Genomic DNA, 15,713 nt, shown 5'->3' with positions numbered 1-15,713 from the left:
AAACGAGACGTATCATGCTGTCCGTCTCGCCTTCTTACTTCAAGCTTTCTCTGGTTCAATCCACTCCCCGGTCGCCTCCACGATAACATACGGACTGGCTGAGAGCTTGCATATCCCCTCCTCTGTTTTCAATCGACATGAACTAATACGTACAATTCCTTCCGTATCTTCAGCAATGTCATAGGAAAGCAGAACACCTTCTCCAAGTTGGTTGTACATTGTATCATACACCCGCACATGCGTACCTTGAATTGTGTTGAAACGGGCGGCATGCAGAAAGCTAATCCAGCGCTCCCAGTTACGGAACAGGCCCGTCTTCGTGCCATCCTGTAAATAACCGATATGATAATCAGCTTCCGAAATCACACCGCCTGCTCGATTCTTCACATCAACAATCATGCGACGCATCGTTTCCAGAGCGGAAAGCGAAAGCTGCTCGTTAATGTAGAACGTTACTGTCTTATTCATAGCGACTTGGACTGTATTTTCTCGGTGTTCGATAAAATAAGAATAATCGTTAAGCGTTTTCTGACGATACCCCAGCTCTTGTAGTAAATTCGTAATAACAAAAAAATCGGCGTCCGGCTCCCGGATAAAAACGGTGTAAGACATATACTTTCCTCCCTATGAATGCAAGGAAGCTCCCACGTCTTCGTGAGAGCCACCTTTATTCTTTTCGATGACTTACAGTGCCTGCTTCTTTACAAATGAATGGTTTTTTTTCGTGTCGAAAAAGCGTTTATTCAACACAAGGCAAAGAATGGCGAATCCGACAAAGAAGAAGAAGCCCAGAAAGTAAGAGCCCGTCATGTCCTTTACCGTACCCATCACGATTGGTGGAAAGAAACCGCCCAATCCACCGGCAGCTCCCACGAATCCGGTCACTGCACCCGTGCTTCCCGGAAACAGAGTCGGGACCAGCTTAAATACGGCGCCGTTGCCAATACCGGCTAAAAACGATATTGTTAAGCATCCAACAGAGAATGCGATCATGTTCGCCGTCATGAATGAAATAAGCGCACCGGACAATACCATCATCAAAAACACATAAGTAAGTACACGTCCTGCACCAATTTTATCGCCCAGGTATCCGCCAATCGGGCGCATCAATGTGGCAATCACAACGAATCCGGCGGCACGAAGCCCTGCATCTACCGCAGAAATACCAAATAAATCTTGCAGCAGCGTTGGCAGATAAATACTGAATGCAACGAAGCTACCAAAAGTTAAAAAGTAGAATATGGATAAAATCCATGTATTTTTGAATTTGACAACAGAAAGCGCCTGCGCAAATGTTTTTGTCTGTTCTGGCTTCGGTAGCTCTTCTGTCGTCAGCCAGAATACAATCGCCGTGATAAAAACGACAGCTGCCAGAATCAAGAATACGTTACCCAGGCCAAATGCTACAGCCAGCGAAGGAATTGCAAAACCGGCGACGGCGTTCCCGAAGTTCCCCATACCGGTGATGCCTAGTACGGTACCTTGCTTTTCCGCTGGATACCAGCGAGACACATACGCAATTGCAATCGCAAAACTCGTACCGGCCATCCCGATGAAGAAGGCCCAGAACAGATACGCGGCATAACTGTTAGCAAAGCTGATGCCAATAAGCGGAATAATTAAGAAAAGCATGAGTATCGTATACATTTTCTTGCCGCCATACCGATCGGTCATAATGCCGAGCGGGATGCGCATAACAGAACCGAGCAGCACTGGTGTAGCAACGAGAACGCTTTTTTGGGTGGCCGTTAGCTCGAACAGCTTCTGTAGCTGGGACGCGAGTGGTGAGAGCGAGGCCCACACCGCAAACGCTACGACCATCGCCAACGTAGACATAATAAGAGCAGAGGTTTGACCTTTCTTACTCATTGTTCTCTTCTCCTTTGACGGGCGGATTTTTCTTTTTTCGCCCATAGTTTATATAGAAAAATCATAAGAACAGATAGGAGTATTGAGAGTCCAGACACCCATGGGATACGCGCATCATGCTCCGCAAAATACGATTCCACTACGTACTGCAGAAGCAGTGCCTGGACAAACGTCAGGATAATCATCGCATAGAAGTAAGGCCTGGAGGGGCGAGGCGCTTTCCCTACCTTAGGCATGATGACGCACCTTCCTTCCAATAGCGTATATAGCATCGTTTCTTATTTCCAATTCAATCAACGGTAGTTCACGCTTTGGCGGGCCTGCCAACGGCTGGCCATTCTCGACCGAGAAAAAACCATGATGGCACGGACAAACAAGCTTTTCCTGTTCCTGACTCCAGAAAACGCTGCACTGTAGATGCGTGCATTTGCTGTTGTATGCTTTATACTCTCCGTTGCTCAGATGAACCAACACCGCCGGCTGGCTCTCATCAGGATAATTGAACACGACGGACCCGCCCCTCGGTACATCTTTCACATCAGCGATTTTCACTTGTGGCAGTGCTTCCTTACCCTTGCCGGTTAATGCGTGGATGGAGAACGGAAAAGTTGCTGCCGACATCGTCAATCCGGTGGCAAACATCGCTTTGAGAAAGCTTCTGCGATTATAGTCGACATCTTCTTCCCGGTTGACGTTATCTACCAGGTGAAGCAGGTCAGATTCAGAATGTTTTCCAGTTTCGTGTTTAGGCATGGCACATGACACTCCTTCCAGTTTCGTGCCGTTATTCGGTATAGACACCGAACGTTTCAGGGACGAAGTTCCATTTGTTTTGCTCGGTCGGCTTTTTGCCTTGCAATAGATTGGATTGGGCTCGCTTACGGCGCAGCTCCATCATTTCTTCAAAACCGATGAAACGGATCGCTTCCGATGGGCACACCGACGCACACATAGGCGAGATGTCTTGCGACGTGCGTTCATAGCACATGTCGCACTTGTACATGATGTTCTTCTCAAAATCAAACTTCGGAATACCGAATGGACAACCGAATGTGCAGTTACGGCATCCGATACATTTCTCTTCCATCGCGGACAGCACCACGCCGTCCTTTGTAATCTGAATAGCGTTAGCCGGACAAACCCTGGCACAGGCCGGGTCTTTGCAATGCATACACATCATCGGGAATGTCTGCCGACTTTCCATAAAATCGATATATTCTACATAATTGCGTTCTTTCGCGTCGTGTCCACCGCATTCCCGGCAAGCCGCTTGGCAGGCGCGACAGCCAATGCAACGTTCAAATTCAAGATACAGCACTCGATTCATGCTCGTTCACTCCTCAAGATTTTCTTAGGCGTACCGCACATACCTTGAATTCCGGCATGCGGGAAACCGGGTCCAGACACGGATTGGTCAACTGGTTGATGGACAATTCTTTGCCCCAGTGATACGGTACAAACACCGTGTCTTTGCGGATGGCTTTTGTCAACCGCACTTTCAATTTCATTTTTGCGCGGCGTGTTTCGAGTTCTACCTCTTCGCCGTCTTGCAGATTGTATTTGCTTGCCATCTCCGGGTGCATTTCCGCATACGGCTCTGGACATTTTTCCATAAGAAAGTCGATGCGCCGGGTCTGGTTACCTGACAAATAGTGAAACACCACACGCCCTGTCGTTAAGATTTCCGGGAACTCTTTACTTTGAATCTCGCCCGCTTCCTGCCAATCCACTACACGCAGATTAGCTTTGCCATCCGGTGTCGGGAACGAATCCTGATAAACGTACGGTGTTCCCGGATGGTCAAGGTCTGGACATGGCCAAAATACACCTTGCTGTTTCTCTATTTTTTCATATGTGATGCCATAGTAATCCGCTTTACCGCCCTTGGAGGCTACACGCAGTTCATTGAAAATCTGCTCCGCATTCTCATATTCGAAATGCTTACCGCGATCCATACGCGCAGCAATCTCACTGAGAATCTGCCAGTCCGGCTTCGATTCCCCAGCCGGTTTACGGATTTGGTTAATCTTAATGACACGCCCCTCTGTATTGGTTGTGGTGCCTTCATCCTCGGCCCACGTGGTCGTCGGTAGGACAACATCGGCGAATTCCGCTGTTTCTGATAGGAAGAAGTCGTTGACGACCAGGAACTCAAGCTTCTCTAACGCCTTCCACACATGCTGCGCATTCGGCGATGATACTGCTGGGTTGCTGCAAATAACGTGCATCGCCCGCACCGTTCCCTGATGAATGGAATCAAGCATCTCATACGCAGATACACCCGGACCTGGCATTTCAGCCGGGTCAATCCCCCATACTTGCGATATATACTGCACAGCCTTCGGCTCAGTCAGTTTGCGGTAGCCGGGAAGAAGGTCTGCTTTCTGCCCATGTTCGCGGCCGCCTTGTCCGTTTCCTTGACCGGTAAACGTCGCCACACCGCTCGCAAATTTACCGATTTGGCCACGGATAAGCGCCAGATTCGTATAGGAGCCGACATTGTCCACACCCTTGCGCTGCTGTTCTACACCCCGTGCGAACATCACAACCGATTTCTCCGCCTCCCCATACATGTGTGCTGCTTTGATAATTTTTTCCTGTGCAACACCGGTAAGCCGGGAGGTATATTCAGGCGTAAATCTCTCTACCATTTTTTCCAAGTCTTCAAAACCGTTGACCCGCTGCGCTACGTATTCATTATCTACATAGCCTTCCTTGATCAAAATGTGTGCAATGCCGTTTGCCAGCGCAGAGTCTGTACCCGGTTTCAGGTCCAGATGTACATCAGCAATGCGGGCAGTTGGCGTCTCGCGCGGATCGGCGACAATGAGTTTCGCTCCCCGGTCACGGCCACGCCAGAACCAGGTTATACTAGTCGGATGGCATTCCGCCGTATTGGAACCAGCCAGGAAAAAGCAGTCCGAATGTAGGAGGTCCGGCCAAGGTAGCGTGGAACCCCGATCCATTCCCAGGGTAGCATTAAATCCACCAGCCGCTGACGACATGCAGTATCGTCCGTTGTAGTCAATGTGCTTCGTACCAAGTGCCACGCGAGCATATTTGCCGACAAGGTAGCATTTTTCATTCGTCATCGATACACCGCCGTAGACACCAAGAGCATCTTTGCCGTACTTAGTAGCAATTTCTTTAAACTTTCGTTCGATAAGATCGTACGCCTCTTCCCATGAAGCTTCGATAAACTTCCCATTTCTCTTAATCAATGGACGGAGAATGCGATCCGGATGCTCTACCTGCTGATAGGCCGTTACACCTTTTGGGCAAAGGCGGCCTTGATTGACCGGCCATTCGTAGCGCGGCTCTATTCCTACAACGTTTCCTGTGGCATCATCAACCCGGATATTCATGCCACACTGCATACCGCAGTACGAGCAATGCGTCGGGATAAAGCTTTCACCTTTTCTATGCAAATTTTTCGTTTCCGTTGCCATGTTCGTCTCCTCCTACGCTTTCTTCTTGCTAAAACCTGGCATTGAGATGCCTGTATTCGTATCGATTGGCGCGTACGGATCTTTCGTACGTGGATTCAGCATGTTCATCTGGCGCATAGCGCGCAGCTTACGGCGGCAATCCCAGCAATACTCCGCCAGATAACTGCCATCCTCAAGTTGTAAGTCAAAGCTATTGTCCTTTAGGATGCTGACGACGTCTTCAATTTGCTCCTGTGCAGCATACGATGTGCCACAACGTTTACAATTGTGCATCGGGATATCCTCCCCTACTTGATAGTTTAGTGGTACTGCGATTGCTAATGGACGTAACGGGAAATGGAACAGTTTACCGAATGGAAAATAGATGAGCAATGTAATAACCGTTAATTGATGAATCATTGAAATTGTCATATACAACGCGCCATGGAACAGCACAGCACTCATCGTAAGCGCAAGGCCTGTGAGTGTCACCGCCAGTAGAATGAACAACGGTACAAGGTCAAATTCAAAGCGCTGCGTTACCTGTAGGTCACGGTCTTTAATCCGGCGATAGAACATCATGGATAACCCGATAAGGCACATGGCGGCAGTCCAGTTGAGCCCGTTATAAATCATAAAAGCAATCCAGCCTTCTACATCCATTACAAACGGCTTTAATCCAAGCACCGATACCGCATAATGGTTCGGGTCAACCAGTTCGAAGTGAAACCACCCGAAGACAAGACCGAACGTAATAGCGAAGGAACCAATGCATCCGTAGGCGACCAACATGTGCTGAATACCGCGGTACAGTCCACGTTTAAAAATGAATTTCTGTAACACGATGTTTTCAAACAGTGTGACCACGATAGCTTTCCAGGAGCGCCGCTTCCTTGTTTTATCCTTCAAGTTTTTTCGGCTTCGCCTGTCCACACGCCGGGTGGCAGGGCGTACGGCGAATGCAACAATGCGATAGACAAGACCGATGAAACAGATAGCGGCGGCGACCATGTAGCCGGAAAGCGCCAAATCGATATGTTTAAATTGATTCGTACCGAGAAACATTGTGATAAACAGAAACAATAGGACGATAAAGGAATACATGCTGGCACGAGAGTAAAATGATTTTTCAAGCGAAAAAGAGTTCATGCTTTCACTTCCCTTTTTTGTTTACGTATCTCTTTGTAAGCAAACGGCCGTTTTGTTACTCTCATACTAAAAAAGTTCACTCGCTGTAGGTGTGATATTTTTCACACTATAGGTACCTTTCACAATTTGGTCATAAAGCTATGGCAGATTGTTGAAGCCCGTAAAAAAAGCCGACCCTTTCAATTTTCGAAAGAGTCGGTCGTAGCCTATCATCATCTAAAAATATAGTTATTTTAATCAACTTTGAATATTTTATTCAATTTTTCATATATTTACTTTATTTCGTAATTTAGCCAAACCGCCTTCTGTGCCCCCATCTTATCGTATAAGGACTGGGCAACCGCGTTATCGTGGGCCGTTTCCCATATCATATGTGAATAGTCATTTTCTCTAATATAAGAAAGGCACGTTTGAAAAAGTTTTTCGCCAAGCTTTTGTCCCCGAATGTCAGGTACGACAAATAAATCATAAAGAAAAGCCATCCTTTTTGCTTCGAGCGTGTTAAAAGTAAAGTATAACGTAGCGAATCCCACGATTTTCCCTGATGGTGTTACAGCAACAAACTGCCTACCTTCCCACGGATTATCAAGCAAATGATTCACCAATTTCTCAAGGGCTCCCTCTTCCGGACGGGGGCACTTATAAAAATCGACAATATATTGGTACATGACATCAAGCAATTGTGGAACGTCTTCTTTTGCGGCAGGTCTAATATTTACTACTTCCATCACTATCTTCCCTCCAAGCAATAGTTTCGAACACTCTATTAACCAAGCAAATTATATGCCAATACCTGGAATGGATGAGATAAAAATAATTACATTGGATGAATACAAAAAACACGATTTGCTTTATCATCTATACATATAGACTTATATTATTTAAATTTTCCAAAAAAGGAAGGGGAGCAAAATGACTACTCAACAGCATCGTGTACGTGTGGCTGTCGTCCAGGCGGCTTCTGTCATCATGGATCAAGAAGCAAGTACGGAAAAAGCGGTTTCGTTAACGCTGCAAGCAGCAGAAAAAGGGGCTCGGCTCGTCGTATTTCCTGAAGCCTTCATTCCGGCTTATCCTCGTGGGCTCAGCTTCGGAACAAAAATTGGAAGCCGAACTCCAGAAGGGAGAAAAGATTGGCTGCGCTACTGGGAAAATGCGGTTCCTGTACCCAGTGAGACGACTGAAAGGTTAGGAGAAGCGGCTCGTAAGGCTGGCGTCTATCTTGTTATCGGCGTGATTGAAAGAGACAACGAGTGTAGTGGCGGAACCGTATACTGCACAGCACTGTTTTTTGGACCGGATGGGACATTGCTCGGAAAGCACCGTAAGTTAAAACCTACAGCCTCTGAGCGTATCGTTTGGGGAGAGGGAGACGGAAGCACCTTGCCGGTTTTCGATACACCTTTCGGAAGAATAGGAGCATTAATTTGCTGGGAGAATTATATGCCGTTAGCCAGAACGGCGATGTATGCCAAAGGGGTTCAAATTTATATCGCTCCTACAGCAGATGCCCGGGATGTATGGCAGTCTACAATCCGCCATATTGCTGTGGAAGGAAGATGTTTTGTTTTATCGTGCAATCAATATGTTACGAAAGATATGTACCCAAATGATCTGGCCTGCTACGATGAATTAGCTTCTTCTCCACATGAGATGAGTTCAGGGGGAAGCGCAGTTGTCGGTCCGTTAGGCGACTATATTGTCGAACCGGTTTTCGGTTGCGAAGACATGCTGATAGCCGATCTTGACATGCGGGACATCGCTTATAGTCAATTGGATTTTGATGTAGTGGGGCATTATGCAAGACCTGATGTATTTCAATTGCTTGTGAATGAAGAGAAAAAAGAAAGTGTAAAATGGTGGAAACCAACACCTTTGGCATAGCGGTTGTAAGATAATAAAATAGTTTACTTTTTCTTTCGCAAACAGCATACCCCCGTTCAGTAAACCTGAACGGGGGTAAAAATAGTTGTTTAAGAATTACTAGCTATATGGGAGTGTAATTTTTTTAAGAATACTAAATTAATGTCAAACTTATAATCATTGTCGAGCACACGAGCTAAATCTTCTATCACATTCAAAGCATTCAAATAAGCACTTCTTAATTCTATTGCATCTAATTTTGAAGTAATTAAAGTATATTTATTGTACGCTTCTATTGATAGATCGCTTTCTAGGTTTTTTGTAGCATTCAACCAACGGTCTACTGTATTTTCTCGAACTCTGAGCAGCCTTAATACATATTGCTGTACGTATGACAGACATTCTAACGAACGAGCAAGTTCTCCTCTGTTTAGCACGTTAACACCCATAAGCCATGCATTAACAAAGTTATTAAAAGCAAAATTTACATTATCATCAGTCATTCTTTCCGGTCCTTCGCCCTTAAGATAATCTAAACACGCTTTTAATTTACCAGTTGTATCGTAAAGAAACATGGATTCAGTGTCAGGAAAAACTCCTGTATCCTTAAATGACCTGATAACCTCTATATCAGACTCAGGGAGAAAGTGAAATTCACCCCTGATTAAATTGGAAAACACGACAACTTCAGTTTCGTATTCGTTAAAAAACAGTAAATCATACGGTGCGATATCACTAATCCAATTTTGGGATTTAAATTGTTGAATCCACTCATTTTTTAGAAAGATATAGAACTCAACATCTGAGTATTTATCTCCTTCACCTTTCGTAAAAGACCCATACATCATACAAGCCGAAATACTAGGGTCATCCTCACACTTCTCTTTAATCATTTTAATTAACTTTTCTTGTACTAGCATAAACACAACAACCTCCTAAATTTTTATTTAAAGGGTTGTTTGTATATCTACTACTGGACAACATGAGCAACACATATTTAATGCTCCTTTCGCTTGCATCAAATTTATATTATCAAAGAGAGTTAAAAAGCTAAAGGCTAATAAACGACTTTGTGGATATATTTTCATGAAAAAAAGAGAGGGCTCGTTTGCTCTCTCTTCTTTAATGTCCTTACTTATACTGTCGCCTTATCTTTCGGAACGGTTTCATACGCTTCTTCCAGCACACTAACCAGCTGATTCATACCATACTCGATTTTTTCCGGTACAGCATGCGTAAAGTTTAAACGGAATGTATTGTGCTTCGGTTCACACACGTAGAACGGAGAACCCGGCACGTATGCTACGCCTTTCTTAACCGCTTTCGGCAACAATTCTTTCGTATTGATGCTTTCGTGCAGTGCAACCCAGAAGAACATGCCACCCTGCGGTACCACATAGCCAAGCCCCGGAAGATTGAGTCGTTGCAGTTGACCGAGCATGACTTCCATTCTTTCTTTATATACAGCCCGCAGTGTTGTAATATGTGAATCCAGATCAAAATCACGAAGCAGATAATATAATGCCTGTTGGTCAATCGAACTAGAGTGAAGGTCGGCAGCCTGTTTTGCCTGCGCCATCATTCGAATAATTTGGTGTGGTCCCATTACCCATCCTGTACGCAGCGCCGGCACGACCGTCTTAGAGAACGTGCTCGTATACAGGACGGTTTCTCCGTCGTCAAGGGCTGCAAGTGGCGTATAGTCAGCTGCCGCATCAAATTGAATTTCACCATATGGATCATCTTCAAAAATGATAACATTGTACTTTTTCGCTAAATCCAATAAATGTTTACGACGCTCAAGCGACCATACTTTTCCAACAGGGTTTGAGAATGTCGGTACGATATATACAAATTTAGGCAAATGCGATTTCATTTTTTCTTCCAAATCTTCCGGTAACATACCGAATTCATCAGATTCGACCGGCACCACCCGGGCTTCATACGATTGAAATACCTGAAGCGCCGCCAGGTATGTAGGATTCTCTGTTAGGATTACATCACCGGGATTAAGAATAATACGGGAAAATAAGTCGATCGCCTGCTGAGACCCGGTCGTCAGCAAAATATTATCCGCATCCATTCGAATTTGTTTGCGTACGGCCATTCGGTCCGCCACAGCTTCGCGCAGTGGCGTATATCCTTCCGTTAAACCGTACTGCATCGTATGTTTCCCGCCTTCAAATACACGTTTGTACGCTTCCTCTACCGCATCAAGCGGAAATAAATCATCATCGGGCAAGCCACCGGCAAATGAGATGATATCCCCCTCGCCGACCACTTTAAGAATGTCTCGTACCGCGGATGATTCAAAATTGCGAGTCCGTTGTGCAAATGCGTACTTCATTGTCCAGCCACCTCGATTGATTTGCTTTTTTAAATATTAAAAATACATTATACCTTTTCAAAGAGAATGGCAAGACTTTTGCTTATTTTTGTTCAGGGTTCTTTGGAATAAAGCGGGAATGCTTGCTCATAACGGAAGCATAATCCGTATATTTCGAAAGTCCACGTTCTTCTATACGAATGCGGTGAAACAGCATCCATGCGTTCAACATGCTGAATAACACAAGCGTTGCGTACGCTTCGAACAGCAAGGGAATGAGGGCAAGTTCCAGGATGACGACTGTATAATTCGGATGGCGCATAAACCGGTATGGTCCCTGCTTCACCACCTGGGCACCCGGCATGAAAATAATGCGTGTATTCCAATAGGGGCCAAGCGATGTAATCGCCCAATAACGGATGAATTGTACAATAAGAAGCGCACATGCGATAAGCGGCCACCAATCTGATACCGGATAGCCGCGAGTGGACGTTTCTATCCACATTGACAGAAAAAAACCGATGTGAAGCATAACTATCCATCTGTAATGCTCTTCCCCTATCTCTATTCCGCCCCGGCTCTCCATCCACATCTGATTACGTTTAGCAACACGAAGCTCAAGCAAACGCTGGACAATCAATAGCATAAAAACGGTATAAAAGATGAACAATTACTAATCACCCCTTTACAAGCAGCATCTCCGAGCTAAAACCCGGTCCTAGCGCGGTTACAATTCCATATTCTCCAGGTGTGATACCTTGTTTAAGGAAAGCCTGCAATACGAAAAGAACCGTCACAGACGACATATTACCGAACCGGCGTAGAATGTCGAGTGCATGGGAAAAATAAAAAAGCTCAACACCCAGCACCTCCGCATACGCTTCAATTACTTTTTTACCTCCGGGATGCGCGATGAAATGACGAATATCATGTCCTGTCATTCCATGCCGTTCAAGGAATTCTGCCATATTCGGCCCAAGGAGCTGGTCGACAAGCGTCGGAATATCACGAGAAAAAATGACCTTCAGTCCGTTCTCGTTAATATCCCATCCCATGACATCTCGGGTATCCGGCCAAAGCGTGCTCATTGTATCGATCACTTGTATTTGTTTTCTGTTTTCCTGTACGACAGTCTCACCCTCGATGAGTACAGCGGCGGCACCGTCGGCAAATAACGATGTAGCGACCAGATTGCTCTTCGATTTATCTTCGCACTGGAAGGTAAGACCGCAACATTCGACCGCAATCAAAAGCACACGCTTACCGGGATAGGCAGTTACGTAATCTGCAGCTCGTGACAGTCCCGCTGCACCGCCCGCGCACCCCAAACCCCAGATGGGAGTGCGTTTCGTATGCGGGTTCATCCCCAACTCATTCATGATACGGGAATCAATACTTGGGGTGGAAATTCCAGTCGTGGAGACAAAAAGAATATGATCAATGTCCGCAACGTTTTTCCCAGCCTGTTCCAAGCAATCTTTTGCGGCTTCTACACCAAGGCGGGTGGCCCATTCCTGAAACAGGTCATTCTTCTCAGAAAACATATGCTTCTCGCCGAACCATTCCAGTGGAACACAAAAATGCCGCGTTTCTACCTGACCATTATGAAAAATCGGCAGCAGACGATCAATGTCTCGGAAAGAGTCACCAAACAGATGACGCGCAAATTCGCGAATTTCATCTTGCTTAAGAACATGAGGGGGAACCGATGTCCCTACAGCGGTGATACGGGCCAAATCACATCGCTCCTTTGTGTGCTATGTATGTATTTCTTATTTATACCCGTAAAACCCATAGGAAAAACGGCGAACAAATTATCGTGTGGAAGGAGTGCAGTAGATCTATGTTGTTTTTCTTTGAATTGGTTGTCATTCTTTTGAGCACGAAGCTTGCCGGGGATATAAGCGTCAGGCTCGGTCAGCCTGCTGTCCTCGGAAAACTAATTATCGGGATTGTTATCGGTCCCGCTTTACTCGGCTGGATTGAAAAATCTACACTAATTGATGAATTAAGCACGATCGGTGTGCTGCTCCTCATGTTCATGGCTGGACTAGAGACGGATATTAAGGAACTGAACCGCAATCGTAACTCGTCGCTAGCTGTAGCAATAGGAGGCATTGTATTGCCTTTCATCGGCGGATACGTCATGGGCCAATCGATTGGACTAGAAACCCCACATTCTATTTTCCTTGGGTTGCTACTATGTGCTACATCCGTAAGCATCTCTGTACAAACATTACGTGATTTAGGCAAAATGAATACGCGCGCAAGCACAACGATTCTAGGTGCCGCAATTGTGGACGACGTGCTGGTTGTCATTTTGCTGGCGTTCGTTATGAGCCTTCTCGGCGGTGGAGATGTCAGCCTGGGCGCAGTTATCGGAAAAAAAGCGTTGTTTTTTGTCACGATTTTCATCATTGGCTGGAAGGTAATCCCCTGGGTCATGCGCCTGCTGGCTCCGCTAAAGGTTACCGAATCCGTTATCAGCGCAGCGCTTATCGTATGTTTTTCATTTGCCTATTACGCTGAATTGTTGGGCATCGCGGGTATCATCGGCGCATTTGCTGCCGGTATCGCCATCTCACAGACCGGATATAAGGAAGAGGTTGAACATAAACTGGAACCGATTGCATATGCGATTTTTGTACCGATTTTCTTCGTCAGTATTGGCATGGAAGTATCGTTTGAAGGAATCGGCAGGCAATTATGGTTTATCATCGTTATGACAATTATTTCTATTCTGACGAAGCTGATAGGCTCTGGAATTGGCGCCCGGATGACCGGCTTTGACCGTCGCTCTTCTCTTGCAATCGGCGCTGGAATGGTGTCACGCGGAGAGGTTGCACTTATTATCGCTGCAATTGGTTTGGAGTCACATCTGCTGGCTCAGGAGTACTTTACATCTGTCGTTATCGTGGTCATTCTTACAACGATCGTGACACCTCCGATGCTCAAAACTCTGTTTTCTTCCAATCACATCGCTTGAAAAACACGCGGGGCGTGTGCCAAACGTTGCCTGCGCAATAGCTTGGCACCAGGCAAGTTTTCTTTATTTTGTGTGAAGCATGTGGCACAGCGGGCAAAAAAGACCGACAGTTGTCTCCTTCATAGAGATACCCAGATGTTTTGTCGGTCCGCCCGAAGTGACATAAAGCGGCTGTTTGACTTCTTTGTGGAAAAAGGACGAGCGGCAACTCCCGCGAGTTTTTCTTAACATCGTTATGTCTACTATACGTTAACGGTGAGCTGTTACTTCTTCCATGACATGCTCCGGAAGAATAAGCTGTTCAATACCAAGCATGTCTGCCACCTCATCTCTGCTATACCCGCGGAATAGCTGATGAACAACAAATGTATTGCGTAATTTTTGCGCATGAATATGCAGACCAGCTTTCTTACCGAGCGTATTCAAAACAAATTGCATGCTTCTTGGGCTCATTCTTTCCCCTTGACGGGAGGTAAATACGAATGTCGTATCTCCCGATATCTCCCGATGTCCACGTAAGTAGCGAGCTTCACGCTCATTCAATACGATACGGCGCAGATTGCCGAGGGAAATGCCGACAATTGCACTGTCCCCCTGCCAGACAATTTCACTCCACAGCAAGTTGGACGCCTCCTGAATGCGCAGGCCTCCCCAGAGAAACACCGTAATTAGCGCCATATTACGTAAATAAAGAGCTTCATTGTTTTTTGATGCTGCATCCTGTTCAATTGTATGAAATAAAAAGTCAATCTCTTCATCAGTTACATAAAATGCCTGTTCCTCCTTCTCATCGCGACGCCGTTTTAGTTTCGCACACGGGTCAAGTCCGATGACGCCTTTTAACCATAAAAAATGAAAGTACGACTTAAGTGCGGAAATCTTTTTATTCACCGTCGACACTTGCCGACCTACTTTTAACTCTTCTTCGATAAATTGAGTAACGGTAGAATAACCGATATCGTGTAATTCTATATGGGGGTGTACCCGTCCTAACCAGGCGAAAAAAATAGTCATCTCCGTCATATAAGAGTGGATGGTTAAGTCAGCACGCATTTGCTCCATTAAATATTTTTCATATTCATCATGGTAGCTAAAATGAAAATTCATTGTTTTTCACCTTCTTTTTTGGAGGTATTTGATTTTTCATTTATACGTAGTATTATAATACTATATTTGTATGGATAGCCGTTTGGCGATATATGATAATGTCGACCCGATCTCTGTATGCAGTACAATGTCAAAATACTTGTCCATCTGAGTCGGTTCCCGGTTAATTATCGCCGTCATCTTGGCCGCCCCTGATGCCGCCGCACCTGGAAGGTAGTTCACGGGTGTTACCTCAAGCGAAGAACCTAGCGTCAAAAACAAATCGCAGTTCTCAACTGCGGCAAATGCATCTTCCAGCCCTTCCACCTGATCCCCGAATAGAACAACGGCAGGGCGTAACACCTGCTTACATATCCCGCCGGGTAATCTTGCAATGCAACGAGGTACTTCATGCTCTTTAACATAACTTACATCATACTGTTCACCGCATGAAGGGCAATATGCTTTTTTAATTGTTCCATGAATTTCTAGCACATGTCCACTTCCCGCCGCCACGTGCAAACCGTCCACATTTTGCGTAACTACAGTTATCTGCTTGCCTGCCTCCTCTAACGCTGCCAGAAAATAATGACCTCGGTTCGGCTTAATTTCTCCTTCAATTTTAACGCGAAAAATATCTTTGAATACGGGCCAGAAACGTTCTGGATTACGACGTAGATATGAAGTAGACATCATATCCATCCGGCTTACATCCTCTGTCCATATTCCTTCCGTTGAGCGAAAATCAGGAATACCGGATTCGGTACTTATACCGGCTCCTGTCAATACTACAATGCGATCCGCCTTCTGAATCGCCTGTGCCAGCCTCTCTACGCTCTCTGCTTCTATCATACTCACTGTCCTCCTTTGCTTCTGTTATACACATGTTTTATACATAGTATTTATGTACATTTTATTTTACTGAATTTTCGCTTCTATCTCAAACACTCCGGTTCGACATTAATCTATAATAATACATAATTTTCTGTATTTTTAGGTAAAATAA

General features: G+C 45.5%; 16 protein-coding genes. 2 read left to right on the top strand and 14 right to left on the bottom strand.

Going from position 1 to position 15,713, the window contains the following annotated elements; all coding sequences use genetic code 11:
- Window positions 1-39 precede the first annotated feature (39 nt).
- The 8 genes from AF333_RS15100 to AF333_RS15065 all read right to left on the bottom strand — a co-directional run bounded on the left by AF333_RS15100 (window position 40) and on the right by AF333_RS15065 (window position 7,174).
- A complete protein-coding gene (locus AF333_RS15100; protein WP_052812126.1) occupies window positions 40-612 on the bottom strand; it encodes a hypothetical protein in 573 nt (190 codons plus the stop codon).
- A 72-nt stretch (window positions 613-684) separates the two neighbouring features.
- Window positions 685-1,869: an MFS transporter gene (locus tag AF333_RS15095; protein WP_043066577.1), complete on the bottom strand. Its 1,185-nt coding sequence runs from the start codon at window positions 1,867-1,869 to the stop codon at window positions 685-687.
- Window positions 1,866-2,105, bottom strand: coding sequence for a hypothetical protein (locus AF333_RS15090; protein WP_043066576.1), 240 nt, complete (start codon window positions 2,103-2,105; stop codon window positions 1,866-1,868). The genes AF333_RS15095 and AF333_RS15090 overlap by 4 nt, the downstream gene beginning before the upstream one ends.
- Window positions 2,098-2,622, bottom strand: a complete 525-nt coding sequence (locus AF333_RS15085; protein WP_043066575.1) for a Rieske 2Fe-2S domain-containing protein — start codon at window positions 2,620-2,622, stop codon at window positions 2,098-2,100. The genes AF333_RS15090 and AF333_RS15085 overlap by 8 nt, the downstream gene beginning before the upstream one ends.
- Window positions 2,623-2,653: 31 nt before the next feature.
- A complete protein-coding gene (locus tag AF333_RS15080; RefSeq protein ID WP_043066574.1) occupies window positions 2,654-3,196 on the bottom strand; it encodes a 4Fe-4S dicluster domain-containing protein in 543 nt (180 codons plus the stop codon).
- 13 nt (window positions 3,197-3,209) lie between these two features.
- A complete protein-coding gene (fdhF, locus tag AF333_RS15075) occupies window positions 3,210-5,318 on the bottom strand; it encodes a formate dehydrogenase subunit alpha (protein ID WP_043066573.1) in 2,109 nt (702 codons plus the stop codon).
- Window positions 5,319-5,330: 12 nt separating this feature from the next.
- Window positions 5,331-6,446, bottom strand: coding sequence for a respiratory nitrate reductase subunit gamma (locus tag AF333_RS15070; protein WP_043066572.1), 1,116 nt, complete (start codon window positions 6,444-6,446; stop codon window positions 5,331-5,333).
- A gap of 272 nt (window positions 6,447-6,718) precedes the next feature.
- A complete protein-coding gene (locus AF333_RS15065) occupies window positions 6,719-7,174 on the bottom strand; it encodes a GNAT family N-acetyltransferase (protein WP_043066571.1) in 456 nt (151 codons plus the stop codon).
- Window positions 7,175-7,358: 184 nt separating this feature from the next.
- Here AF333_RS15065 and AF333_RS15060 point away from each other — a divergent pair, with 184 nt between their 5' ends.
- A complete protein-coding gene (locus AF333_RS15060) occupies window positions 7,359-8,330 on the top strand; it encodes a carbon-nitrogen hydrolase family protein (RefSeq protein ID WP_043066570.1) in 972 nt (323 codons plus the stop codon).
- An 89-nt stretch (window positions 8,331-8,419) separates the two neighbouring features.
- Here AF333_RS15060 and AF333_RS15055 read toward each other — a convergent pair whose 3' ends face one another.
- The 4 genes from AF333_RS15055 to AF333_RS15040 all read right to left on the bottom strand — a co-directional run bounded on the left by AF333_RS15055 (window position 8,420) and on the right by AF333_RS15040 (window position 12,371).
- Window positions 8,420-9,229 (bottom strand): nucleotidyltransferase domain-containing protein, encoded by an 810-nt coding sequence (locus AF333_RS15055; protein WP_043066569.1) that lies wholly within the window; start codon window positions 9,227-9,229, stop codon window positions 8,420-8,422.
- Window positions 9,230-9,444: 215 nt separating this feature from the next.
- A complete protein-coding gene (locus AF333_RS15050; RefSeq protein ID WP_043066568.1) occupies window positions 9,445-10,656 on the bottom strand; it encodes an aminotransferase-like domain-containing protein in 1,212 nt (403 codons plus the stop codon).
- An 82-nt stretch (window positions 10,657-10,738) separates the two neighbouring features.
- Complete coding sequence (locus AF333_RS15045) at window positions 10,739-11,305, bottom strand: isoprenylcysteine carboxyl methyltransferase family protein (protein WP_235356658.1); 567 nt, start codon at window positions 11,303-11,305, stop codon at window positions 10,739-10,741.
- Between the two features lie 7 nt (window positions 11,306-11,312).
- Window positions 11,313-12,371, bottom strand: a complete 1,059-nt coding sequence (locus AF333_RS15040; protein WP_043066567.1) for a type III polyketide synthase — start codon at window positions 12,369-12,371, stop codon at window positions 11,313-11,315.
- A gap of 107 nt (window positions 12,372-12,478) precedes the next feature.
- On the opposite strand from AF333_RS15040, the gene AF333_RS15035 reads away from it, so the two are divergent.
- Window positions 12,479-13,621 (top strand): cation:proton antiporter, encoded by a 1,143-nt coding sequence (locus AF333_RS15035; RefSeq protein WP_043066566.1) that lies wholly within the window; start codon window positions 12,479-12,481, stop codon window positions 13,619-13,621.
- A gap of 249 nt (window positions 13,622-13,870) precedes the next feature.
- Here AF333_RS15035 and AF333_RS15030 read toward each other — a convergent pair whose 3' ends face one another.
- Together AF333_RS15030 and AF333_RS15025 are read right to left on the bottom strand one after the other, a co-directional pair.
- Window positions 13,871-14,728 carry a tyrosine-type recombinase/integrase gene (locus AF333_RS15030; protein WP_043066565.1) on the bottom strand — a complete coding sequence of 286 codons (858 nt, stop codon included), beginning with the start codon at window positions 14,726-14,728 and terminating at the stop codon, window positions 13,871-13,873.
- Window positions 14,729-14,788: 60 nt separating this feature from the next.
- Complete coding sequence (locus tag AF333_RS15025) at window positions 14,789-15,559, bottom strand: NAD-dependent protein deacylase (RefSeq protein WP_043066564.1); 771 nt, start codon at window positions 15,557-15,559, stop codon at window positions 14,789-14,791.
- Window positions 15,560-15,713 lie beyond the last annotated feature (154 nt).

It is taken from the genome of Aneurinibacillus migulanus, from assembly GCF_001274715.1.
In the GTDB taxonomy this organism is placed as follows: domain Bacteria; phylum Bacillota; class Bacilli; order Aneurinibacillales; family Aneurinibacillaceae; genus Aneurinibacillus; species Aneurinibacillus migulanus.
Note: the sequence above shows the minus strand (reverse complement) of the source record. Positions and strands in the feature narration are given on the sequence as shown.